Source organism: Variovorax sp. LjRoot290 (assembly GCF_964253985.1).
In the GTDB taxonomy this organism is placed as follows: Bacteria; Pseudomonadota; Gammaproteobacteria; order Burkholderiales; family Burkholderiaceae_C; genus Variovorax.
This window is the reverse complement of the sequence record NZ_CAXURW020000001.1, coordinates 4,064,966-4,086,940: the sequence shown is the minus strand read 5'-3', so window position 1 is coordinate 4,086,940 and position 21,975 is coordinate 4,064,966. Positions and strand designations below refer to the sequence as shown.

22 protein-coding genes are annotated in these 21,975 nt (G+C 65.8%); 18 read left to right on the top strand and 4 right to left on the bottom strand.

Going from position 1 to position 21,975, the window contains the following annotated elements:
* Window positions 1–4: 4 nt before the first annotated feature.
* The gene (locus ACSQ9A_RS20345) at window positions 5–958 is read left to right on the top strand and encodes a LysR family transcriptional regulator (RefSeq protein WP_436304923.1); all 954 of its coding nucleotides are present in this window, start codon (window positions 5–7) and stop codon (window positions 956–958) included.
* 136 nt (window positions 959–1,094) lie between these two features.
* A complete protein-coding gene (locus ACSQ9A_RS20340; RefSeq protein WP_436304922.1) occupies window positions 1,095–2,141 on the top strand; it encodes a lysophospholipase in 1,047 nt (348 codons plus the stop codon).
* Window positions 2,142–2,216: 75 nt separating this feature from the next.
* Here ACSQ9A_RS20340 and ACSQ9A_RS20335 read toward each other — a convergent pair whose 3' ends face one another.
* Complete coding sequence (locus tag ACSQ9A_RS20335) at window positions 2,217–3,011, bottom strand: fumarylacetoacetate hydrolase family protein (RefSeq protein WP_436304921.1); 795 nt, start codon at window positions 3,009–3,011, stop codon at window positions 2,217–2,219.
* Between the two features lie 265 nt (window positions 3,012–3,276).
* Here ACSQ9A_RS20335 and ACSQ9A_RS20330 point away from each other — a divergent pair, with 265 nt between their 5' ends.
* The 11 genes from ACSQ9A_RS20330 (at window position 3,277) to ACSQ9A_RS20280 (ending at window position 14,114) form a co-directional block, all read left to right on the top strand.
* On the top strand, window positions 3,277–4,125 hold the full coding sequence (locus ACSQ9A_RS20330; protein ID WP_093102782.1) for a branched-chain amino acid ABC transporter permease: 849 nt from the start codon (window positions 3,277–3,279) through the stop codon (window positions 4,123–4,125).
* The gene (locus ACSQ9A_RS20325; protein WP_436304920.1) at window positions 4,116–5,879 is read left to right on the top strand and encodes a branched-chain amino acid ABC transporter ATP-binding protein/permease; all 1,764 of its coding nucleotides are present in this window, start codon (window positions 4,116–4,118) and stop codon (window positions 5,877–5,879) included. The genes ACSQ9A_RS20330 and ACSQ9A_RS20325 overlap by 10 nt, the downstream gene beginning before the upstream one ends.
* Window positions 5,869–6,576, top strand: a complete 708-nt coding sequence (locus ACSQ9A_RS20320; RefSeq protein WP_093102785.1) for an ABC transporter ATP-binding protein — start codon at window positions 5,869–5,871, stop codon at window positions 6,574–6,576. The genes ACSQ9A_RS20325 and ACSQ9A_RS20320 overlap by 11 nt, the downstream gene beginning before the upstream one ends.
* Complete coding sequence (locus tag ACSQ9A_RS20315) at window positions 6,566–7,177, top strand: cupin domain-containing protein (protein WP_436304919.1); 612 nt, start codon at window positions 6,566–6,568, stop codon at window positions 7,175–7,177. Before ACSQ9A_RS20320 ends, ACSQ9A_RS20315 begins: the two co-directional genes overlap by 11 nt.
* Window positions 7,170–8,477: a phosphopyruvate hydratase gene (gene eno, locus ACSQ9A_RS20310; protein WP_436304918.1), complete on the top strand. Its 1,308-nt coding sequence runs from the start codon at window positions 7,170–7,172 to the stop codon at window positions 8,475–8,477. The genes ACSQ9A_RS20315 and eno overlap by 8 nt, the downstream gene beginning before the upstream one ends.
* Before the next feature lie 15 nt (window positions 8,478–8,492).
* Complete coding sequence (locus ACSQ9A_RS20305; protein WP_436304917.1) at window positions 8,493–9,080, top strand: NADPH-dependent FMN reductase; 588 nt, start codon at window positions 8,493–8,495, stop codon at window positions 9,078–9,080.
* A gap of 45 nt (window positions 9,081–9,125) precedes the next feature.
* Window positions 9,126–10,130 (top strand): VOC family protein, encoded by a 1,005-nt coding sequence (locus ACSQ9A_RS20300; protein WP_093102791.1) that lies wholly within the window; start codon window positions 9,126–9,128, stop codon window positions 10,128–10,130.
* A 20-nt stretch (window positions 10,131–10,150) separates the two neighbouring features.
* Window positions 10,151–10,681, top strand: a complete 531-nt coding sequence (locus tag ACSQ9A_RS20295) for a carboxymuconolactone decarboxylase family protein (RefSeq protein ID WP_093102792.1) — start codon at window positions 10,151–10,153, stop codon at window positions 10,679–10,681.
* A 61-nt stretch (window positions 10,682–10,742) separates the two neighbouring features.
* On the top strand, window positions 10,743–11,963 hold the full coding sequence (locus ACSQ9A_RS20290) for an amino acid ABC transporter substrate-binding protein (RefSeq protein ID WP_436304916.1): 1,221 nt from the start codon (window positions 10,743–10,745) through the stop codon (window positions 11,961–11,963).
* A gap of 22 nt (window positions 11,964–11,985) precedes the next feature.
* Window positions 11,986–13,113 (top strand): alcohol dehydrogenase catalytic domain-containing protein, encoded by a 1,128-nt coding sequence (locus ACSQ9A_RS20285; RefSeq protein ID WP_093102794.1) that lies wholly within the window; start codon window positions 11,986–11,988, stop codon window positions 13,111–13,113.
* Window positions 13,110–14,114 carry a phosphotransferase family protein gene (locus ACSQ9A_RS20280; RefSeq protein WP_436304915.1) on the top strand — a complete coding sequence of 335 codons (1,005 nt, stop codon included), beginning with the start codon at window positions 13,110–13,112 and terminating at the stop codon, window positions 14,112–14,114. Before ACSQ9A_RS20285 ends, ACSQ9A_RS20280 begins: the two co-directional genes overlap by 4 nt.
* A gap of 29 nt (window positions 14,115–14,143) precedes the next feature.
* Here the strand turns inward: ACSQ9A_RS20280 and ACSQ9A_RS20275 are convergent, their stop codons facing one another.
* Complete coding sequence (locus ACSQ9A_RS20275) at window positions 14,144–15,109, bottom strand: C-terminal binding protein (protein ID WP_436304914.1); 966 nt, start codon at window positions 15,107–15,109, stop codon at window positions 14,144–14,146.
* Between the two features lie 28 nt (window positions 15,110–15,137).
* The gene (locus ACSQ9A_RS20270; RefSeq protein WP_436304913.1) at window positions 15,138–16,184 is read right to left on the bottom strand and encodes a LacI family DNA-binding transcriptional regulator; all 1,047 of its coding nucleotides are present in this window, start codon (window positions 16,182–16,184) and stop codon (window positions 15,138–15,140) included.
* A gap of 289 nt (window positions 16,185–16,473) precedes the next feature.
* On the opposite strand from ACSQ9A_RS20270, the gene ACSQ9A_RS20265 reads away from it, so the two are divergent.
* Window positions 16,474–17,727, top strand: coding sequence for a porin (locus ACSQ9A_RS20265; RefSeq protein WP_436306331.1), 1,254 nt, complete (start codon window positions 16,474–16,476; stop codon window positions 17,725–17,727).
* On the opposite strand, the gene ACSQ9A_RS20260 is transcribed toward ACSQ9A_RS20265, so the two are convergent.
* Window positions 17,724–18,656, bottom strand: coding sequence for a LysR family transcriptional regulator (locus tag ACSQ9A_RS20260; RefSeq protein ID WP_093102801.1), 933 nt, complete (start codon window positions 18,654–18,656; stop codon window positions 17,724–17,726). The two genes, ACSQ9A_RS20265 and ACSQ9A_RS20260, sit on opposite strands and share 4 nt — an antisense overlap.
* Before the next feature lie 122 nt (window positions 18,657–18,778).
* Between ACSQ9A_RS20260 and ACSQ9A_RS20255 the strand changes: the two genes are divergently transcribed.
* The 4 genes from ACSQ9A_RS20255 (at window position 18,779) to ACSQ9A_RS20240 (ending at window position 21,975) form a co-directional block, all read left to right on the top strand.
* Window positions 18,779–19,753 (top strand): tripartite tricarboxylate transporter substrate binding protein, encoded by a 975-nt coding sequence (locus ACSQ9A_RS20255; protein WP_436304912.1) that lies wholly within the window; start codon window positions 18,779–18,781, stop codon window positions 19,751–19,753.
* Window positions 19,754–19,785: 32 nt separating this feature from the next.
* The gene (locus tag ACSQ9A_RS20250) at window positions 19,786–20,310 is read left to right on the top strand and encodes a GlcG/HbpS family heme-binding protein (RefSeq protein ID WP_093102805.1); all 525 of its coding nucleotides are present in this window, start codon (window positions 19,786–19,788) and stop codon (window positions 20,308–20,310) included.
* A gap of 85 nt (window positions 20,311–20,395) precedes the next feature.
* Entirely contained in the window at window positions 20,396–21,211 is an 816-nt protein-coding gene (gene mhpD, locus ACSQ9A_RS20245) for a 2-keto-4-pentenoate hydratase (protein WP_436304911.1), read from the top strand.
* Window positions 21,208–21,975 (top strand): 2-keto-4-pentenoate hydratase, encoded by a 768-nt coding sequence (locus ACSQ9A_RS20240; protein ID WP_436304910.1) that lies wholly within the window; start codon window positions 21,208–21,210, stop codon window positions 21,973–21,975. The genes mhpD and ACSQ9A_RS20240 overlap by 4 nt, the downstream gene beginning before the upstream one ends.

Genomic DNA, 21,975 nt, shown 5'->3' with positions numbered 1-21,975 from the left:
CAATTTGGAATTCGCCGGTATCGTCATCATTCCAGTGAATAACGTGCGGCTGGATCTCAATCTGGTTTCCATCTTGGAAGCCGTCATGCTCGAACGCAACGTCACGCGCGCAGCGGCCAGTCTCGCGATGACCCAGCCCGCCGTCAGCAACGCGCTTCGTCGCGCCCGCCGACTGACCAACGACGATTTGTTCATCAAGGTCCCCGATGGCGTTCGGCCGACGGCGCGGATGATGGCGATGTGGCCTGAGATCCATCGGTCGCTTGCCGTCTTGCGCGCCTCGATCGCGCCGCAGCACTTCGATCCTCGTGCGGACTCCACCACCTTTCGCATCGCGGTGACCGACAGCCTTGCATCCCAGGCGGTCTCCGGCATCACGCTGAAGCTGAGCGAAGCCTCACCTTTCGGACGCGTCGTGTTCTCCCACCACACGAATGCCAGTTCGCTCGAGGCGATCGAACGCGGCACGCTGGACTGCGCAGTCGGGATGTTTCCAACGCTGCCCCACAGCGTCCACGTGCACAGTCTTCGCGCGGACCACTACGTCTGCGTCATGAGGCGAGGGCACGAACTCGGTCGCGCGATGTCTCTGGATGCGTTTGCCGAAGCGCGGCATGTGCTTGTATCGCCGTCGGGCCAGGACATGGGCATCGTCGACAGCTGGCTCAGCCTGCATGGCCGCGGCCGCAGCGTGGTCGCGGTCGTCAACCGCTTCGCCGACGCACTGCGGATCGTGGCCGACAGTGACTTGCTGGTCTGCATTCCCAACGACCTTCTCCATGACCAGTCTCGCAAGCTCATGGTCAAGAACAAATTTGTGACACGGGACCTGCCGTTCGAAGTGGAGAAGCTCCTGTACAAGTTGATCTGGCACGAGCGCCTGCATGCTCACCCTGCTCATCAATGGTTCCGCTCGCTCGTGGCGGAGGTCTGTGGCGCAACCGTGCGCGATCGTTGAACAACCCTGGCCGGCGCACGGCTCGTCAATGAGCGGACCCAATGAGTTCATTTGCTTTCCTCGTTGGACGCGTCGCATTCGAAGACCTCTAATTCGTGGACTACCACGAACACGACGGAGACTCTTCATGCTTCACATGTCCGGAAAGATCGCCGCCGCGGCCTGCGCGCTTGTGGTCGGATGCGGGAGCATCGGGGCCGCCGCCGCGGCCTCGATCGGCGGGCCCCTGAACCTGGCCGACGAAGGAATGTTCTTCGTCAATGGGAAGGCCGTCACTTCCAAACATGCGGGGGTTTCGCCTGCCGGTCCGGTTCGCCCAGGGACGGTGACCGTCAACCAGATGTACGTGCACTACCGCGTCCCCGCAAGCAGAACCAGCGCCATCCCCATCGTGCTGGTGCATGGCGGTGGGCTGACCGGCATGAGCTACGAGACCACTCCCGACGGACGGGAGGGGTGGGCAACCTACCTCGTGCGCAAGGGTCATGCCGTCTACGTCGTCGACACGCCCGGGCGCGGACGCTCCGGCTTCAACTCGACAGCCATCAACGAGGCCAAGGCCGAGGGAAGCGTCTCGGGGCTGCCCGCCAGTGTGTTGATGGTGACTGCCGAACTTGCCTGGCCTCTCTTTCGCTTCGGGCCTTCGCACGGAACGGCGTATCCGGATACCCAGTTCCCGGTCGAGGCGTTCCCGCGATTCGCTTCCCAGGGCGTGCCTTTTGCCGAGGCCATGCTCGAGGGAGGTGGCATGGGCACGGCCCCGCAGGCGCTCGCGGCGCTGCTGGACGATATCGGGCCCGCGATCGTCGTGGTGCACTCGCTGGCGGGGCCCTTTGCCGATGCCTTGGTCGGTCTGCGTCCCGCCCTGGTCAAGGCGGTCGTCAACATCGAGGGTGCGCAGTCGGTCGTTCCCACCGACGCGCAGATCGCGGCCTACAGAGGTGTCCCCGTGCTGGAACTGTTCGGCGACCATCTCGACGCTCCCGTGTTCACGGGCCAGCCTCGCTACGAGGCACGCAAGGCCGTGGTCGAGCGGATCAATCGCCTCGAGGCAGGCAGGGCGAGCCTGGTGCGGCTTCCCGACGTGGGCATCAAAGGCAACTCGCACATGATGATGCAGGACAAGAACAACCTAGAGGTGGCTGACTTCATCCTGCGCTGGATCGCGGACAAGGTGCGCTGAGTCATCCTCCGGCGTTGTGTGACGGCAATGACGAGGCCGAACCAGCTCCTGTCCGACCGCGGGACCGGCCGTTCGCTACGAACGCGGCGCGTTGCCGCGATCCTCCGCCACGACATCGTTGCGCAGGATGCCAATGCCCTCGATCTCGACTTCGATGGTGTCGCCCACCTGGATCGGGCCGACGCCCGCGGGGGTGCCGGTCATGATCATGTCGCCCGGCAGCAGGGTCATGTACCTGCTGAGGTAGGAGACGATGGCAGGCACCGAGAAGAGAAGATCCGCGGTCGTGCCGTCCTGGCGCACGGCGCCGTTGACCCGCGTGATGATTCCGAGCCTGGAAGGGTCCAGTCCGGTGGCGATCACCGGCCCCATCGGCGCGAAGGTGTCATAACCCTTGCCTGCCAGCAGGCAGCCGAATTCGCTTTCGCGGCGCTGCAGCACCCGATCGCTCACGTCGTTGCCGCAGGTGTAGCCGAGCACATGGTCCAGCGCATTCGCCGGGGACACGTGGCGCGCTTGTTTGCCGATGACGACAGTGAGCTCGCCCTCGAAGTGGATGTTCTGTCCATCGTCGGGGTAGACGATCGACTCGTTCGGACCAATGACCGTCGTGCTCGGCTTCATGAACAGCACGGGCAACTGAGGAACCGCCTTCCCGACCTCGTTCGAATGCGCGGTGTAGTTGTAGCCGAGCCCGAACACGCGCGGCCGCTCGATGGGGGCGAGAAGGCACACAGCCGCAAGCGCATCGATGGCCCCGCTGCGCTTCAGGCCGTCAAGCGGCGAACCCTCCAGTCGAACGATCGTTGTCTCGTTCTCGATGACTCCGTAGTGGACGCATTCGTCCAACGCGTATCTGGCGATGTGCATGGGTGTGGTTCCGTTTTCTTCCGTTGGGACCGATATCTAGTGCTAACGTTAGCCTGAGAGGCATTGATTGTCAACGAAGGCTATCTACAAGTAATAATTTTCGAAAGATCGTTGACAAGCCGATTGCGCGTTTGCAAGAATATGCGCAAACGTTAGCACAAACAAGGAGACATTCGCTCATGAGCAAAGTTGGACACCATCTGCGGTTCGCCCCTGTCGGCGCCGCATCGCCCGGACGGGATCCCGAGTCGGGCGCGCGCGCATCATGAGCCTGACGCTGCTCGCACAATCGGCCATCGGCGGCTTGTTGCTCGGTGGCATCTACGGGTTGCTCGCGCTCGGACTCAGCTTGAGCTGGGGCTTGCTGCGCCTGGTGAACCTGAGCCACTTCGCCTTGGCCTTCCTGGGTGCCTACCTCACCTATCAGCTGGGAACGCAGTTCGGCATTGCGCCGTGGTTGTCGGCGCTCGTCGTGGTGCCTGCGTTCTTCGTCGCCGGGCTCGCCTTGCACGCGCTCTTCGTGCGCTTTCAGGTCAGCGAGTTCGCGTCGATGCTGGTCACCTTCGGGATCACGATCCTGATCGAGTCCCTGATTCAATGGATCTGGTCTGCGGACTTCCGGAAGTTCGAGTCCGGCTACGCCCAGGAATCGCTGCGGATCGGAGCAGTGTTCGTGCCCGTGCCCGAGCTCGCCGCCTTCGCTTGCGCGGCGCTCCTTGCAGTCGCCGCGTGGGCAGGGCTGAACCGGACCTTGCTCGGCAAGGCATTGCGCGCCGCCGCCCACGATGGCGCTATCGCGGCAGCCTTCGGCATCAACGCCAGGCGGCTGTCGTACCTTCTTGCCGGCCTGTGCGCCGCCTCGGCCGGCGTCGCCGGTGTGTTCATCGCGCTGACCTCGACGCTCGCGCCCTCTCAGATAGAGGCCTGGATCGGCGTCGTCTTTGCGGTCGTGATCATCGGCGGGCTGGCCAGGCCGCTCGGCGCTCTTGCCGCCGGCTGTCTGATCGGCGTGTCCGAGTCGGTCACCATGGCGGCGGTCAATCCCGCCTGGGCGCCGCTGGTCGCTTTCTCGATCCTGATCGTCCTCCTGCTGTGGAGGCCCAAATGGCTCTGACCCGACAGCCTGCCCGGACGGCGGCAGTTGCGGCCGTCGCGCTTCTGGTCGCGCTTCCCTACTCGGGCGTCGCCGACTTCTACCTGTCGTACCTCTATGTCGTTTTCTTCTGGATTGCGCTCGCCACGAGCTGGGGCATCTTGAGCGGCTATTCGGGGTACTGGAGTTTCGGCCACGCGGCATTCTTCGGTGCCGGCGTCTATACGACGGCCACGCTGGCCGGCAAATGGGGCGTGCCCTTTCTGCTGACAGTTCCCGCGGCGGCGGCGATCGCGGCCGCGCTGGCGCTCGGCATCGGGCTCGTGGTGTTCCGCATCAAGACCCTGCGCGCCGAGTTCTTCGCGCTGCTGACGCTCTCCGTCACCTTCGTGCTGGCCGCGATCATCTCCAACACGCCGCTCGACGGCGGCGGCGGGATCTACCTGAGCAACGTCTCCGTCCCGCAGTTCGGCACGACGGTACCCGGCGCCATCTATCTCCTGGGGCTCGCGCTTGCGCTTGCCGCGCTCGCCGTTTCGCGCCGGGTCCTTCGCTCGCGCCTGGGGGCGGGTCTGCTGGCGATCCATGACGACGAGGACGTGGCGGAAGTCAAGGGCGTGCCGACCTTGCACTACAAGCTCATCGCCTTTGCCATCTCCTCGGCGATTGCCGGTGCGGCGGGGGCGATCCAGGCCGCTTACGTGGGCTACGTCACCGTCGGGGAGACCTTCTCGATCACCGTGCCGCTGTACGTCGTGCTCATGAGCATCCTCGGTGGCGCCCGTCATTGGGCCGGGCCCGCCATCGGCGCCACCTTGATCACCGTCGCGTTGAGCATCTTCATCGGCGGCGGGCACGCCGAACTGGGTCGTGCCGGCGTCGCGCTCGCGCTCGTGATGGTGATTCTGGTCCTGCCCCGAGGGATCGCCCCCAGCCTGCTGGGTCGTCTGGTGCGCCGGAAGGACGCCGCGCCTGCGGCTGCGCAAGAGCTTCGCAACGTGGTTGTGATGAAGTCGCCTGCAATCCAGACTGCCACCGGACGGCCGCTGCTGATATGCCGCGGCGTCACAAAGTCCTTCGGTGGCATCCGGGCGCTGCAGGGTGTTCATCTGCAGGTCTACGAGGGGGAGATCCTGGCGCTTGTCGGGCCGAACGGCTCCGGCAAGTCGACGCTGATCAACATGATCAGCGGGCACTTCTCGCTCACCTCCGGCTCCATCCAGCTTGCGGGCGCGGCCATCGACGGCCTGGCACCCCATGAGATCGCGCGCCGCGGCATCGCGCGCACCTATCAGATTCCCCGCCTCTTCGACCACCTGACGGTGCTGGAGAACGTGCGGCTGTGCGCCTTCTTCGGTGGTGCGCGCGAGACGGCAGGGGAGAGCAGTCCGGACGCGCTGGCCCGTCGCTGGCTTGCATTCACTGGACTGGAGGCCAAGGCAGACGCGCTGCCGCCCGCGCTTAATCTGCATGAACGCAAGTTCGTCGAATTCGCCCGCGCGCTGGCGGCTCGGCCACGGCTTCTGCTGCTGGACGAGGTGCTTTGCGGCTTGACGCCGACCGAAGTCGACCAGGCCATCACGATGATCCGGAAGATCAGGGCGGGCGGCACGACCATCGTCTTCGTCGAGCACCTGATGCGCGCCGTGGTCGCTCTCGCCGATCGCATCGCGGTGCTCGACCAGGGGACGCTGCTCGCCCTGGGGCCACCGCGTGAAACGATGCAGGATCCCCGCGTCGTGGGCGCCTACCTGGGGACCGCCCATGCTGCTTGAAGTGCGAAACCTTCACGTGTCCTACGGCGATGCGCCGGCTCTCTGGGATGCGACCCTCGACATCGGCGCCGGCCAGATCGTCGCGGTGGTCGGACCGAACGGCGCGGGCAAGAGCACGCTGATCAACGCCATCGCGGGCATCCTGCGCCCGAGGCAGGGTGAGGTCCGGCTCGACGGCACGGACATCGCGCGGATTCCGGGCCATCGCGTGTGCGACCACGGCATCGCCATCGTCCCGGAAGGAAGGCGCCTGTTCACCCACATGACCGTTCTCGAGAATCTCGAGCTCGGCAGCTATCGCGCCGAAGCGCGTGCCTCGGGGGAAGGCTCGCTCGACAAGGTGTTCTCGCTCTTTCCGATCCTCAAGGAGCGGAGACACCAGATTGCCGGCTCGATGTCCGGGGGGCAGCAGCAGATGGTGGCGATCGGCCGCGCGCTCATGGCGCGCCCCCGGCTGTTGCTGATGGACGAACCCTCGCTCGGCCTCTCGCCGGCTGTGGTCGACGACATGTTCCGGATCATCCGCACGATCAACGAGCGTGGCGTCGCCGTGCTGCTGGTCGAGCAGAACATCCACAAGGCGCTCGAGATGGCGCACCACGCCTATGTCATCGAGCAAGGTCGGATCGTGACCTCGGGCAAACCCGACACGCTGCTCAGCAACCCTCGCATCCGGGAGGCCTATCTTGGCGTCTGATTTCTCACATGACGAAGGGGTGCCGCTTGCCGTCCGCCGGCTCGTCACCGGGCACGATGGGGGCGGCGCGTCGGCGGTGACGCTCGACACGACGGTCCCGCGTTCCAACGCCTTCCAGCACATTCCGGGCATGGTGTCCCGGCTCGTGTGGGCCACCGCGCCGGTGCCCGGCTTGCCTTTCGACGGCGCGGACCCGACGCCAGCCGTCGCCGACATCGTTCCGGCATCCGGTGCGACGCGCTTTCTGATCGTCACCTTCCCGCCGGACAGCGTGTTCTCGGCGCCGGGCTTCGATCCGGCCGCCGCTGCCGCAGAAAACCTGGCGATCAGCCCGGGGCTGGCCGAGCGCTTCGAACCCGATGGCATGCACACCACCGAGACCGTGGACTACGGCATCGTGCTCGACGGCGAGATCTGGCTCGAGCTCGACGAGGGGCGCTCGGCACATCTTCGGCGCCATGACGTGGTGGTTCAGAACGGAACCCGCCATGCGTGGCGAAACAAGAGCGAGCGCTGCGCGACGCTCGCCTTCGTGCTGATCGGGGCTTCGGCTGCGGCACGGGACAACACGCCATTCGACACAGGACATTCTCATGACTGATACAAGAATCACGCGGCTGCACGGGCGGCGCGTGTGGGATTCGCGCGGACGCCCGACGGTGGAGGCGGAGGTCGCCCTGGCGTGCGGAACCGTGGCTCGCGCCATCGCGCCCGCTGGCGCTTCCACCGGCAGCGGCGAGGCGCTCGAGTTGCGTGACGGCGGCACGCGCTTCGGCGGCCTGGATGTGACGAAGGCGCTCACCTCGATCCGGGAAATCGCGGCATCCCTCGTTGGGCTCGATGCACGCGACCAGGCCGGAATCGACGCGCGTCTGGTGACACTCGACGGCACCCCGGACCGCAGCCGCCTGGGCGGCAACGCGATCGTGGCCACCTCGATGTCGGTGCTGCACGCCGCAGCTTCGGCGGCGGGGCAGCCCTTGTGGCGTTATCTCGCCGGCGAACGGCCGGTGCGCATGCCGCTGCCCGAAGTGCAGATCTTTGGCGGTGGCGCGCATGCAGCGCGGCGCGTCGATGTGCAGGACTTCATGGTGATGTGTCCCGCTGCCGGCAGCTTCAGCGAGGCGCTCGAATGGACCGCGGAGATCTACCGCGCCGCCGGCGCCCTGATGAAGAAGGCAGGCAAGCTCCAGGGGGTCGCCGACGAAGGAGGCTACTGGCCAGCCTTCGACTGCAACGAACAGGCGCTGGACATGCTGATGCAGGCCATCGCCGATGCCGGCCTGCGCCCGGGCGAGCAGGTCGGCATTTCCCTCGACATCGCAGCCTCCGAATTCGGCCGCGACGGGCGCTACGCGCTTGCGCTCGATGGCCGCAGCCTCGACACCGGCGAAATGATCGCGATGCTCGGCGCTTGGCTCGACGCGTATCCGATCCTGTCGATCGAGGACCCGCTCGCCGAGGATGACCCGGCGGGTTTCCGTCAGTTCACCGAAGCCTATGGCGCCCGCTGCCAGATCATCGGCGACGATTTTCTCGTGACGAACGCGGCCCGCGTGGCGGCCTCCGCCGCCGAAGGATGCACGAACGCGGTGCTGATCAAACCCAACCAGGCCGGCACCATCACCGAGACGCACGCGGCGCTGGCCGCCGGCAAGCAGGCGGGCTTTGGAACCATCGTTTCGGCGCGCTCGGGCGAAACCGAGGACGTGACCATCGCGCATCTCTGCGTCGGCTGGGACGCCGGCCAGCTCAAGGTGGGTTCGTTCTCCCGCTCGGAGCGCATGGCCAAGTGGAACGAGGTCCTGCGCATCGAGGAATCGCTGGGCCGCGACGCGGTGTTCAGCGGGTGGTCCGCATTGCCGTTCCTCGTTCCATCAACACGGCGCAAGCCACACTAGAAGGCAGTCATTCCCATGAATACGATCCGGCTGGCAGGCATTTCGGGCAGCCTGCGACAAGCTTCCAGCAACACGTCCATTCTCCGCACGCTCCAGGCATCGCTGCCATCGGGCGTGGAGATGACGCTGCTGCCGCTCGACGGCATTCCCCTGTACAACCAGGACCTCGACGGGCCCGGGCTTCCCGACTCCGTGCGGGAATTCAAGGCGGCGATCGATTCAAGCCACGGTGTCGTGATGTGCTCCCCGGAGTACAACTTCGGAATGCCGGGCGTCCTGAAGAACGCGATCGACTGGGCGTCGCGACCGGCATTTGCTTCCCCGCTGAAAGGCAAGCCGGTGCTGGTCATGACCAGCTCGCCGGCATTCACCGGCGGCGTGCGCGCGCAAGCCCAGCTGCGCGAAGCGCTGGGTGGCACCCTGTCGCGCGTCATCTCGAGACCGCAGGTCGTGATCGCCGGCGTCAACGGAAAGATCGAAGGCGGGCGACTGACAGACCCCGCGAGCCTGACATTCGCGCTCGAAGCCATCGACGACCTGATCGCTGAAATCGGCCTGCTTCGTACGGCACAAGCGCTGTCAACGCAGCGCGCCGAAGCCTGAGCAACAAGTCCATCCCTCTTCAACAACCCATCCGCGAGGTCCTTTATGCTGCCCGCCGTCAACCTTCGTCCGCCGTTCAACATCACGCGTGCCAGCCACGTCGTCCTCCATGTCTCGGACCTCGCAAAGAGCCGGGACTTCTACGTCAACATCGTCGGACTCGTCGTCTCGGAGGAGGGCGCAGGCATTTGCTACCTCCGAGGCTTGGCTGAAGCCTGCCATCACAGCCTGGTGCTGGTGCAGTCGCGCGGCGAGCAGACCTGCAAGCGAATCGGCTTTCGCGTCTTCTTCGAGGAAGACCTCGACAGCGCCTACCAGTTCTTCAGGGCCGAGGGACTCTCTGCCGAATGGGTCGATGTTCCGCACCAGGGGCGAACGCTCCACGTAGAGGATCCGATCGGGACCAGGATCGAGCTGTGCGCCCAGATGAAGACGCTGCCGCGGATGTATCTCAAGCGCGAGAGCTTCACCGGCGCGCATGCGCAGCGTCTCGATCACTATCAGCTGCTGGCGCCGGATACCTATGCGCTGTGCGAGTTCTACAGCCGGCTGGGCTTTCGAAACTCCGAGTACATCGCCCATGGCGACAAGCTGCTGGGCGCTTTCATGTACCGAAAGGGCACCTGCCTCGATCTGGCGATCGTGCAGGGCGAGGGGCCTCGCTTGCACCACTTCGCCTACACCGTCCCGGAGTCGCACCAGATCTTTACCGCCTGCGATCTGGCAGGCAACTACGGCTACTCCGCTTCGGTGGAGCGGGGGCCGGGCCGACATGGGCCGGGCGGGATGCTGTTCGTCTATCTGCGGGATCCGGATGGCCACCGCGTGGAACTGTTCAACAGCCACTACCAGACGATCGACATCGAGATCGAGCCCGTCCGGTGGGAGGCCGCTTCGCTGAGCACCAACGTGCGCTGGGGACTGCCGGCCCCGGCTCGCTGGTACTTCGAGGCGACCGACTTCGCGGGTGCCTCCCTCATCGAACCAGCCGAGAAACCCAATCCCGAAACGCTGGAGAGCTATGCGCTGAAGCTCTCCTCTCAGAAGTAAAGACGAGAAAGGTCAAAGCCATGGCGCGAGTCAAATATCTCCAACGTTCGGACACCGACGCCGATCAGGCCCTGTTCGACAGGCTGGAACGTGAGCGCAAGGTGCCCACCGCCAACATCTTCAGGGCGCTGGCGCACGCTCCGCAGATCCTGGATGGGTTCATCTCCTATGCCAACACGCTGCGCGGCTCCAAGCTGAGCCCGAAGCTGCGCGAACTGGCGATCCTCACCGTCGGCCACTGCACCTCGTCGGCGTACGAGATCGCACATCACCAGTCTCACGGACTGAAGGCAGGCATCAGTGCCGAACAACTCCGGGCCGTGCCCGCATTCGAAAGCTCCCCGCTCTTCGACGAAGAGGAACGCGCCGTCATGGCGCTGGCGCGCGAGTCCACCCTGCGCGTCGATGTGAGCGAGCCCACGTGGCGCAAGGCCGCCGCCTTCCTGTCCGAGCGCGAGCAGGTGGAGCTGGTCCTCACGATCGGCTGGTACAACTCCGGCGTTCGCATCATGGGAGCGCTCTCCATCGAGCTGGAAGACGGATACCGATGAAGCCCGCCGCACACCGCGCCGGCATCGTCCAAGCCGTTCATCCGCGTTCAAGGAGACAACCATGAGCACAACGAAATCCCAATTGCAGCGTCGCGCCTTTCTTGCAGTCGCAGGCAGCCTGGCGCTCGCACATGGCCTGCCGGCGCGCGCACAGCAGGGCGGCGTCGGGCCGATCCGCGTCGGCGGCACGCTGCCTCTCACCGGACCGCTCGCGCCGGTGGGCGGCATCCACAAGGTCGCCGGCGAGGTGTTCGTCGACGCGCTGAACAAACGGGGTGGATTGCTGGGGCGCAAGCTGGAGTTGATGCTGCTGGACGATCAGTCGCAGCCAGCCAACACGCGCACCTTGTACGAGCGCCTCATCACGGCCGAAAAGGTCGATCTGCTGATGGGGCCCTATGGCACCAGCTCGATCATCGCGGCGATGGGCGTGGCACAGCGCTTCGGCAAGCTATTCATCCAAAGCAGCCTCGGCGACCCGAGCCTGGCACCTTACGACATGCAGTTTCCCGCGCTTCCGCTGGGGCCGGAGCCGCGGACGGCCGATACCGAGGTGCTGCTCGACGCCTATGCCGGTACCGCCACGCCGCCCAGAACCATCGCCTTCGTCACAAGCAAGTTTCCGTCGGCCCTCGATCTCGCCAAAGGCGGACAGGAGGTCGCGGCCAGGCGGGGTTTGAAGGTCGTGCTGTCGCTCGAGTACGAGTTCGGCACGCGCGACTTCGGCGGCATCGCGGCCCGCATCAAGGACGCCAAGCCGGACCTGCTGTGGTCGGGAGCGCTGGGACTGGAGGCCACGCAGTTGCTCGACGCCATGAAGCGCATCGACTATCAGCCTGCGCGCCAGTTCCACCTATTTCCCGCGCCGGGGCCGACCGTGTCGAATCCGCAGGCGGGCGGCCTGACCACGCTCACCTGGTTCGAGGACCACGCACCCTTCACGCAGAACGCGGGGGCGGCCGAGTTCGTCGCTTCCTACAGCGAACGTGCGAAGGCGGCAGGGCTGTCTTGGCCGCACGTCGACTACCAGGCCGCAGCGGAGTTCGCGGCCTGGCAGATCCTGGAGGCTGCAGCGACCGCCGTGGGCCGCCTCGAAGACAAGGCCATGGCCGCCTGGCTCAGGGCCAATGCAGTCAACACCGTGCTGGGAACGCGTCGCTTCGACGGCAGGTTCAACAGCGGCGTGGCCGACACCAAGGTCAAGCAGGCCCAGAACGGCAAGTGGGTCACCGTCTGGCCGCCCAAGTTTCGCCCTCCGGGGGCGGCATTCGTCGCACCCTGAGGTCTTCACGCAAGAGATCCATATGAACAGAACCATGATCGCAGCAAGGCTGCACGCGCTCGCCACCCCGATGTCGCTCGACACGATCCCGATTCCCAAACCCCGTCCCACGGACGTGCTGGTGAAGGTGATGGCGTGCGGCATCGTCCCCAACATGGCCAACGTCATCAACAACTGGCCGACCTGGTTCCCTCACCAGCCCTTGCCGCGGTTTCCGGCGGTCTTCGGGCTGGATCCGGTGGGGGTCATCGAAGAAGTCGGCGAAGCCGTGATCAATGCCAAGCCCGGGGACCGCGTCTACGTGAGTCCGCTGCGTTCCTGCGGCTCCTGCAAGGCATGCCGCGCCGGCCAGCGCAGCCACTGCCGCTACTTCACCCTCAATGGCTACTTCAGCACGAGCCGGGACGGCCAGCGCATCTTCGACCTGTATCCGTACGGCGGCTTCAGCCAATACATGACGGCGCCGGAGTACGCGATCGTCAACATTCCGGACAACCTGAGCTTCGAGCAGGCGGGGCGGTTCGGCTATCTGGGAACTTCCTACGGCGCCCTGAAGAATGCGGGCGCAGGCCCCGGCCAAGTCGCCCTGATCGACGGCATCACGGGCACCCTGGGCGTCGCAGCCACGGTGCTGGGGCTGGCCATGGGCCTGTCGCAGATCCTCGGCACCGGGCGCGACGAACGGCTGCTGAGCAGGATCAAGGCGCTTGCGCCCGAACGCATCCAGGTGATGAAGCTCGGCGAAGGGTCCAGCGGCGAATGGGCCAAGTCGCTCACGGGCGGGGAGGGCGTCGACTTCACCATCAGCGCATTGGGCGCGAAGGCGCCTGCAGCCACCATGCTCGACTCGATGAAGGGTGTGCGCCGTGGCGGCAAGGTGGTCAATGTGGGCGGCGTGGCGGAAGACCTGCCGATCGACGTGAAGTGGCTGATGGACGAACAGATCCAGTTGATCGGATCGAACTGGTTCACGACGGCACAGGGCCAGGAGATGGCGGAGATGGTCCGAACGGGCACGATCGACCTGTCGTACCTGGAGCACCGAACGTTCCCGCTCTCGCGCGTGAACGAGGCCATCTCCGGCCTGAAGGACCGCGACGGCGGCTTCAGCAACTACGTCGTGCTTCCCCAGGTTTCGGACGCGGCGTGAACAGTCCGGAATCTTCGCTCGGCGCATTCCTGGTGTCGCAGGGCCTTGCAAGTCCGCAAGAACCGGCGCGTTGGCATTCGCTTGCGGGCGGGGTGTCGTCCGATATCTGGCGCGTCGAGCTCCCTGGTCGATCGCTCTGCATCAAGCGCGCGCTTGCCAAGCTCAAGGTTTCAGCAGACTGGCACGCCCCGGTGTCGCGCAACGCGTACGAATGGGCATGGTTGCAGTTCGCGGCATGCCACGCGCCCGACAGCGTGCCGCGTCCGCTCGCCCATGATCCCGAGGCAGGCCTCTTCGCCATGTCCTTTCTCGCACCTGAAGAACATCCGGTCTGGAAAGAACAACTGATGGCCGGCGATGTCTCGACGAGCACGGCGCGTGCTGTCGGGCATGTTCTCGGCGAGCTGCATGCGGCAAGTGCGGGAAAGGCCGAGCTCGCAGCCGCGTTCGACACCACGGACAACTTCCGGGCGCTGCGTATCGAGCCCTACTTCGTCGCGACGGCGCACCGGCATCCGGCGCTCTCCGCTCGGCTGATGGAGCTGGCGGAGCGCACGGCCGGGCTGCACATCGCGCTTGTGCACGGCGACGTCAGTCCGAAGAACATCCTGGTCGGCCCTCGCGGGCCCGTGCTGCTCGACGCGGAGTGCGCCTGGTACGGAGACCCCGCCTTCGACCTCGCTTTCTGCCTGAACCACCTCATGCTGAAGTGCCTCGTCCGTCCGGACCGTTGCGCGGCCCTGCTTGCGGCCTTCACGGCGCTGACCGATGCCTACTTCGAGCAGGCCAGCTGGGAGCCGCGCGGGGATCTGGAAGAACGTGCCGCTCGCTTGCTGCCCGCCCTGCTGCTGGCCCGCATCGACGGCAAGTCGCCGGTCGAGTACGTGAGCGATGAAGCCCGGCGGGAAGTGGTGCGTGAGTTCGCCCGCCCGCTGGTGCTTCGTCCCGTGAACCGACTCTCGCTTATCGCAAGAGAGTGGACCTTTGCAGTGCTTCGCTGATCTCCATCGGCGAGCGAGGCGCGCCGGAGCTATCGTTGCGCCGGCGCGTTGCGTGCTTGCTGCGGTGCTTCGCCGCGCAGCACTCTCACGACTTCCTCGGCCGCGCGCCTGCGCAGCTCGACCAGCGATGCGTCCGACGAGAAGGCGACATGCGGCGTGAGCATCGCGCCGGGGTGGGTGCGGAGCTGAGCAGGAACATCGGGTTCGGACTCGAGAACGTCCAGTGCGGCGGCGGAGAGCTGACCGCTGCCGAGTGCTTCGATCACGGCGTCCGTATCGACGACGGCGCCGCGGCTGACATTGATCAGCAGGCCACCGGGAGGCATCTGCGCGATCCGCTCGCGGTTGATCAGATGCCGTGTCGTTTCCGTCAGCGGCGCGTGCACGATCACGATGTCGCTGCGTGAGAGCAGGGTGCCGAGATCCACGCTCTGAACGCCCTCGCCGCCGTCGGCAAGGTGGGGATCGTGTGCCAACACCCTGCAGCCGAAGGCGCCGAGCTTGCGCGCGGTCGCGCGGCCTATGCGCCCGAAACCGACGATCCCGCACGTGAGCGCGGCAAGGCGGCGCAGCCTGGCCGTCGCGGGATCCCAGCGACCGGCGCGCACTTCGCGGTCGAAGCGAACCAGACCGCGCGTCCACGCGAGCGCGAAGCCGACCGCATGGTCGGACACTTCCTCCACGCAATAGTCCGGCACGTTGGTGACCCAGATGCCCCGCGCGGTCGCGGCATCGACCGCGATGTTGTCGAGCCCTACGCCAAGCCTGGCAACGATCTTGAGATCCGGCGCAGCGGCGATGGCGCCAGCCGATACAGGAGCCCAGCAAGTGAGGATGGCCGAAGGCCGATGCTCGCGCGCCAGCACTTCAATGCCATCCGCAGGCAACGGCGTCGCCGGACCGCTCACGAGGCGCATGCCGGCGGCTTCGACAATGTTCCGCTCGATGCTGTCGTCGGGCCAGGCGTAGTCGGTGAGCAGGACGGTGTGATTCATGGTCTGGATGGATCGGACGGTGGAGTGCCTAGCCGGCGAGCTGACGTGCTTGGCCGCGCTTGGCGTTTGCCGCGTCCACCGGCCGGGTGCTGCCGCGCACAACGAGCGTGGGGGGTGAGACGGAGCTGTAAGGCGCCGCGCTTGCAGGCTTCTGCTTCAACTGATGGATGAACCAGAGCCCGCACGCGGTGGCCAACTCGGAGACAGGAAGGCTCATGGTCGTGAGACCAGGTCCCCACCATCTGAAGCCCAACTCGTCTCCGAACCCGACGACGGACAACTGTTCGGGCACGCGTACGCCGCTTGCCAGCAGTTCCTCCAGCACGCCCTGCGTGTTCTGGACCGAACCCAGGACCACCGCCGTAGGCGGGCTGCGCAGTGCGAGCAGGCGCCGTATCGCATCACGGCCGAAGTCCGTCGATGACGGCACTCCGAGTTCCTCGCGCGCATGCGTGGCCGCCTTGCTGCCGGCGAGGGCGTTGTGAAAGCCTTGCAGCCGCGCGGCTCCGGTGGGCAGGTCCGTGGTGCCGCCGATATAGGCGATGCGCTGATGGCCGAGTTCGACCAGGTGACGGGTCGCCTGGAAGAGCGCCTGCGTGTCGTCGATGCCGAACCAGTGCTCGCCCAGCGAGGCATGCCTGCGCAGCAACTGGATGCGCGGCGTCATCTTGAGAAGGCGCACCGACTCCGGATGCGGCCGGGCCGTGGGCACGATGATGATGCCGGCCACGTTGACGCTGGTGAGTTCGCGGATATGGCGCAGCTCGACCAGGCGGTCGTCGTCAGTCTCGGACAGCGTGAGTTGCAGGTCCGCGCTCTCCAGGCATTTCGACAGCGCATGCGCGATGGTCGAGTAGAAGCTGTTGCGGATATCCGGAACGACCAGGCCCACCAGATTGCTGGAGACGCCGCGCATCATGCGCGCTGCACGGTTGGCGACATAGCCCAACTCGTTCGCGATCTCGAGCACCTTCTGCTTCATGGCGGAGCTGATGCGCGGGTCGTCGGCCAAGGCCCGCCCGACGGTGGACGCGGAAACCTCGAGGCGGGCGGCAATGTCTTTGATCGTGACCATCGAATGAGATGAATGCAGGAATGCACTAACGATAGCACAGCGTAGGCAGCTTGCCAAGCCGCGCCACCCCTGCCAAACGTCGCGCGCTCTCACCAGAGAGTCGTCGCATCTCTGACGAAAACGCACATCGAAGTCGTTGACTTTCTCGAAGCAGTCTTCATAGAATTTATGCTAACGATAGCACAAACCGGATCGGCCTGATCCACCGGCCGGCCAACCCGCCCGGATCACAACGAAAACAGGAGACAACAACGTGAAGCGCAACCCTTGTGTACGTCATGCAGACAAATTGAAGAGCTCATTGCTTGGCATGCTCGCCCTCGGCTCGAGCGGCGTTGCATGCGCCCAGTCGTCCGTCACGATCTTCGGCGTCGTCGATGCGTCGATCAGCCACTACGCCAGCAAGTCGGAGGACCGGAACTCCGCAACGCCGGCGTCGCCGCTCTACGTCAACCAAGGGTCGCGCTCCGTCAGCCGCACCGCGCTGGCGAACTCGGCATACAACAACAGCCGCCTGGGCTTCCGAGGAACGGAGGATCTTGGCGGCGGGCTCGCAGCCGGCTTCTGGCTCGAAAGCCCTATCACCAACGACGACGGCGCGACCGGCCTCGCGAACTTCAGCCGGCGTTCCACCGTGAGCCTCATGGGCGGATTCGGCGAAATTCGCTTGGGGCGCGACTTCACGCCGACCTTCTGGAACGACACGGTGTACGACCCTTTTGCCGCGGTCGGCGTCGGCGCCAACCTGATCTCTTCAGCCAGCCTTTTCAATCCCACCGGTGGTGCCGGCGGTTTTGGCGGCAATGCCAACTACATACGTGCCAGCAACTCGATCGGCTACTTCCTGCCCCCCGCGCTCGGCGGGTTCTACAGCCAGTTCATGTATGCGCTGCACGAGAACAACACCTACGATCCAGGCACCGCGACGCCGCCGGGCGTAAACCCTCTCACCGGCCAGGTGAACGCCGGCCCTGTCGCAAACACCCGCGCCGGCCGCTATGTGGGAGGCCGCATCGGCTATGCCAACGGCCCCTTGGACATTGCACTCGCCTATGGCAGCAGCACTGCGGGCGACGACTATTTCGCGGGCACCACCGACTATGTGAAGACGGCCAATCTGGGCGCGTCGTACGACTTCGGCATCGTCAAGCTTTTCGGCGAACTGTCTCGCGTCAGCAGAACGCGCGACTATGCAGTCGCGCCCTTGGTCCCTTTGCCCGATACCGACCTCAAGGGCTATCTGATCGGAGCCACCGTCCCCGTGGGTCCGGGCCTCATTCGCGCCGCCTATTCGCGCGTTAGGTACGACATGAATTCGGCGCCCACAGCCTTAGCGCCGGTGCCCAATCCGGAAGCCAGCAAGTTCAGCCTCAGCTATGTGCACAACCTGTCCAAGCGCACAGCGCTGTATGCAACTGTCGCTCGCGTCAGCAACAAGAACGGCGCTGCACTGACGGTGGGCGGGCCGGCGTTCATCAGCACGAGCGTGTTTGCGCCGCGAACTTCAAGTGGGTACGACCTCGGCATCCGCCACGCGTTCTAGCGCACCTTGCTTCGAACCCGTTTGGTCGGTGTTGGTTGCTGCGCAGCCCGCGGCGCGACGATGAAGTCGACGAAGCCTTGCGCCGCGTGGGAGAGTGAAACGCCCGCGCGTTGCACGAGCGAGACCTCGCGGTCGATCAGGGGGTTTTCTACACGGCGCCAGCCGATGCGCGCAGGGTCCGTCAGCTTCACCGCATAGCCAGGGAGGATCGCGACGCCGAGCCCGGCGTCAACCATCCCGATGAGCGAGCCTGCATAGTTGGCCTCCCTTGCGGGCTTCAGCATCAGCCCGGCAGCCGCAAAGCCCGCTTCGGTGAGGTCGCGGAACACGCTGCCGCGGCTCAATGCGAGCACCGGCTCCTGCGCGACATCCGCCCAGGTCAGTTGCTGCAAGCGGCTGAACGCATGCCCCGCCGGGAATGCGGCTGCCATGGCTTCCGAGAAGAGAAGCGTGCGCTGGATGTCGGCTTCATCCGAGGCGAAGGTGCCGATACCGACGTCGGCCGCACCGCTGCGCACCAGCGGCAACACCTGATTGGGCAGCGTGTCCTGCAGTACGACTTCGATGCCCGGGTACTGCGCGCCGAAGGCGGCGAGGATCGGCGGTAGATAGGTGCTGGACAGAATCAGCGGCGCCGCCACCACCACGCGCCCGCGTTCCCTCGCCACGAGCTTGTCCACGCCCGCGAGCGCCGACTCGAGCTCGGCCAGCACCCGTTCCGCGCGCGGGAAGAAGTCGCTGCCCGCCGCCGTCAGGGCCACGGCTCGCGTGGTGCGGTCGAACAGCCGGCTGTCGATGGCTCCTTCGAGTTCGCGCACAAGCAGGCTGAGTGCCGATTGCGTGAGGTGCATGGCCTGCGCGGCACGGGTGAAGTTGCCAAGCCGCGCGACCAGCACGAAAGCTCGGAGCTGGCGGAGAGTCACATTCATGAGCGGAGCCAATCATTCGATTGGAAAGTCTCGATTGAATCATAGCCACGCGCGTCTTCTAATCACTGCCATGCAAGCCGATGGAGAGACCCGGTCTGCACCCTCAACAGAAAGACAGAGACATGAAACGCCGTGAACTCCTCGCCGCCGTGCCAGCGTTTGCTGCCACCGCCTTGCCGTCATGGACCGCAGCGCAACCTGTTTATCCGAGCGCGCCCGTCAAGGTGCTGGTGGGTTTCCCGCCCGGCACAGCAACTGACGTGGCGGTGCGTGCCGTCGTGGAGCAGATGTCCAGGCGCCTGGGCCAGCCCTTCGTCGTGGACAACAAGCCCGGCGCCGGCAGCAACATCGCCGCCAAGGCCGTGGCCACGGCGCAGCCCGATGGCTACACCGTCTTCGCGATCACGATCGCCAACATCATCAACGCTGCGTTCCCGGGCGCCAATGCGGTCGATCCACTGAAAGACTTCAAGCCGATCACGCTGATCGGGAACGTTCCCAATGTCCTGGTGGTTCATCCCTCGCTGAAGGTCGCGACCGTTGCCGAACTCATCGCACTCGCGAAGGCCAAGCCGGGCTCTCTGGCCTATGCATCATCCGGCGTCGGCACCTCGCCCCACCTGTCTGGCGAACTGTTCGCACTGATGGCCGACGTCAAGATGGTCCACGTTCCGTACCGGGGCAGCACGCCCGCGGTGACCGACTTGCTCGGCGGCCAGGTGCAGCTCATGTTCTCGCCGGCTTCGACCGTGCTGCCGCACGTGCGCGCGAACAAGCTGGTGGCGCTGGCCGTCACCAGCCCTCGCAGGACCTCGAGCGCGCCGGATCTGCACACGCTCGACGAGCTGGGGTTGAAGGGCTTCGACACCTCGGTGTGGATGGGGCTGGTGGCCCCGGCCCAGACGCCATCCAGCGTCATCGGCAAGCTGCGCACCACGGCCCACGCGGCGCTCGATTCGAGCGAGATCCAGGCGATCTACAAGGCGCAGGCGATCGACGTTCTCAAGACCAGCGACGAAGCGCTGTCCCGCTTCCTGCAGAGCGAGGGCGCGCGGTGGTCGAAGTTCATTCAGCAGACGGGCATCAAGCCCGAGTGAGAGAAGCATTTTCTTCAGAAAGGAATATCGAAATGTCCAAACTGCGCGCTACCGAGTGCCGCGAGTTCATCGCGGCGGTCACCGAGAAGGCTGCCGAGATGGGGGTGCCCATCTCCGTTGCCATCGTCGGGCCCGAAGGCCATCTGATCGCGCTCGAGCGCATGGACGACGCGGGCTTCATCACCCCGGACACGGCCCGCGCGAAGGCATTCACCGTCGCCGCTTTCCGCTCGATGAGCCCGCGTTTCAGCGACGGCCTGGTCATTCAACAATGGTTCAAGGAGCGCAACCCGCAGATGCTGGCCAACGCATCGGTCTTCACCAACGGCCAGGTGGTTGCCTCCGGTGGCTGTGCGCCCGTGTTCAAGGGCAACGAGATGGTCGGCGCCTACGGCATCAGCGGTGCGACGGGCGACCAGGACGAGGAGATCGGCCAGCACGCCCGCGCGAAGGTGGGTTGGGCACACATGCCGGTCGACGACACCACGCCCGAAAGCGTGAAGAAGCACGTGAACGAGATCTACAGCAAGGTGGGCCTGAAGGACCGCGCCCTCTGAGCACCGTGGCCGGCGGCTGAGTCTGCCCGGTATCCCCATCCGAGAATTTTCAATCTGCCCGCCGCGCGCGGGCAACGGAGAACCCATGCCTTCCCAACCCGCCGTGCTGGCTGAAGCAGCCGACGCCCTATGGAACGCCGGCAGGACCGGCAACTACATCCAGCCGTTGAGAGTCTCCTACCCGGAGTTGGATGCGGCCGATGCATACGCCATCCAGCGGTTGAACACCGAGCGCAGACTGGCCGAAGGCCGTCGCGTGGTCGGATGCAAGATCGGCCTGACGGCGCGCGCCGTCCAGGCGCAGCTCGGCGTCGATCAGCCCGATTTCGGCGTGCTCTTCGATGACATGAGCTTCGGGGACGCTGAGCCGATTCCCATGCAGAAGCTCCAGCAGCCGAAGGTCGAGGCAGAGATTGCTTTCGTGCTCGGCCGAGACCTTGACATGGGCAACCCCGGGCACGCGGACGTCATCAAGGCGGTGGACCACGTCCTTCCGGCGATCGAAATCGTGGGTAGCCGCATCGCGGGCTGGGACATCCGGTTCGTCGACACGGTCGCGGACAACGCATCGTCTGGCGCCTTCGTCCTGGGCGGAAGCCCGCGGCTTCTCAGGGAGCTGGACCTCAGGTTGTGCGGCATGGTCATGAACCGCCGCGGCGAGCCGGTGTCGGTCGGCGCGGGTGCGGCATGCCTGGGCAACCCGATCAATGCGGTGGTCTGGCTGGCCCGCACCATGGCCGCGCTCGGCCAGCCGGTGCGCGCCGGCGACCTGGTGCTCTCGGGGGCACTCGGCCCGATGGTGCCGGTCGCGCCGGGCGACGTGTTCGAAACCCACATCAACGGCCTCGGAGGCGTCAAGGCCGTATTCGAAGCCGCTGCCGCCGCGAAGGAATGCAAATGAGCCAGACACCCGAATTCGCGCAACTGCTGGACGATGCGGCCCGTCACGCCAAAGCGGTGCCGCAGATCGACCCGAAGGGCGAGCTCTCGCTGGCCGAGGCCTACGCGATCCAATCCGCCTCCGTTCAGCGACGCGTTGCGCGCGGCGAGCGCCGCGTCGGCGTGAAGATGGGCTTCACCAGCCGCGCCAAGATGGTTCAGATGGGCATCGACGACCTCATCTGGGGGCGCCTGTCGAGCGGCATGCAGGTGGAGGAGGGCACGCCAGTGAAGTTTGCGCGCTTCGTGCATCCGCGCGTCGAGCCGGAACTGGCCTTCGTGCTGAAGAAAGCGCTGGCCGGCGACGTCACCGCGGCCGAGGCGCTCGCCGCGGTCGAAGCCGTGGCGCCGGCGCTCGAGATCATCGACTCGCGCTACCAGGACTTCAAGTTCAGCCTGCCCGACGTGATCGCGGACAACGCATCGTCGAGCGGCTTCGTGATCGGTGCCTGGAGCGACCCGCACCAGGATTTCAGCAATCTGGGCCTGACGATGAGCATCGACGGGCGCGTGGTGCAGGTCGGTTCCACCGCCGCCATCCTGGGCCATCCGCTGCGCTCCTTGGTCGCCGCGGCGCGCCTCTCGGCGGCGGCCGGCGAGCCGCTGCAGGCCGGCTGGGTGGTGATGGCTGGCGGCGCCACGCCCGCCGAGTGGATCAAGCCGGGCCAGTACATCTCGATCGAGATGGAGCGCCTCGGAACCGCCGGCTTCCACGTCGAGGAGTGA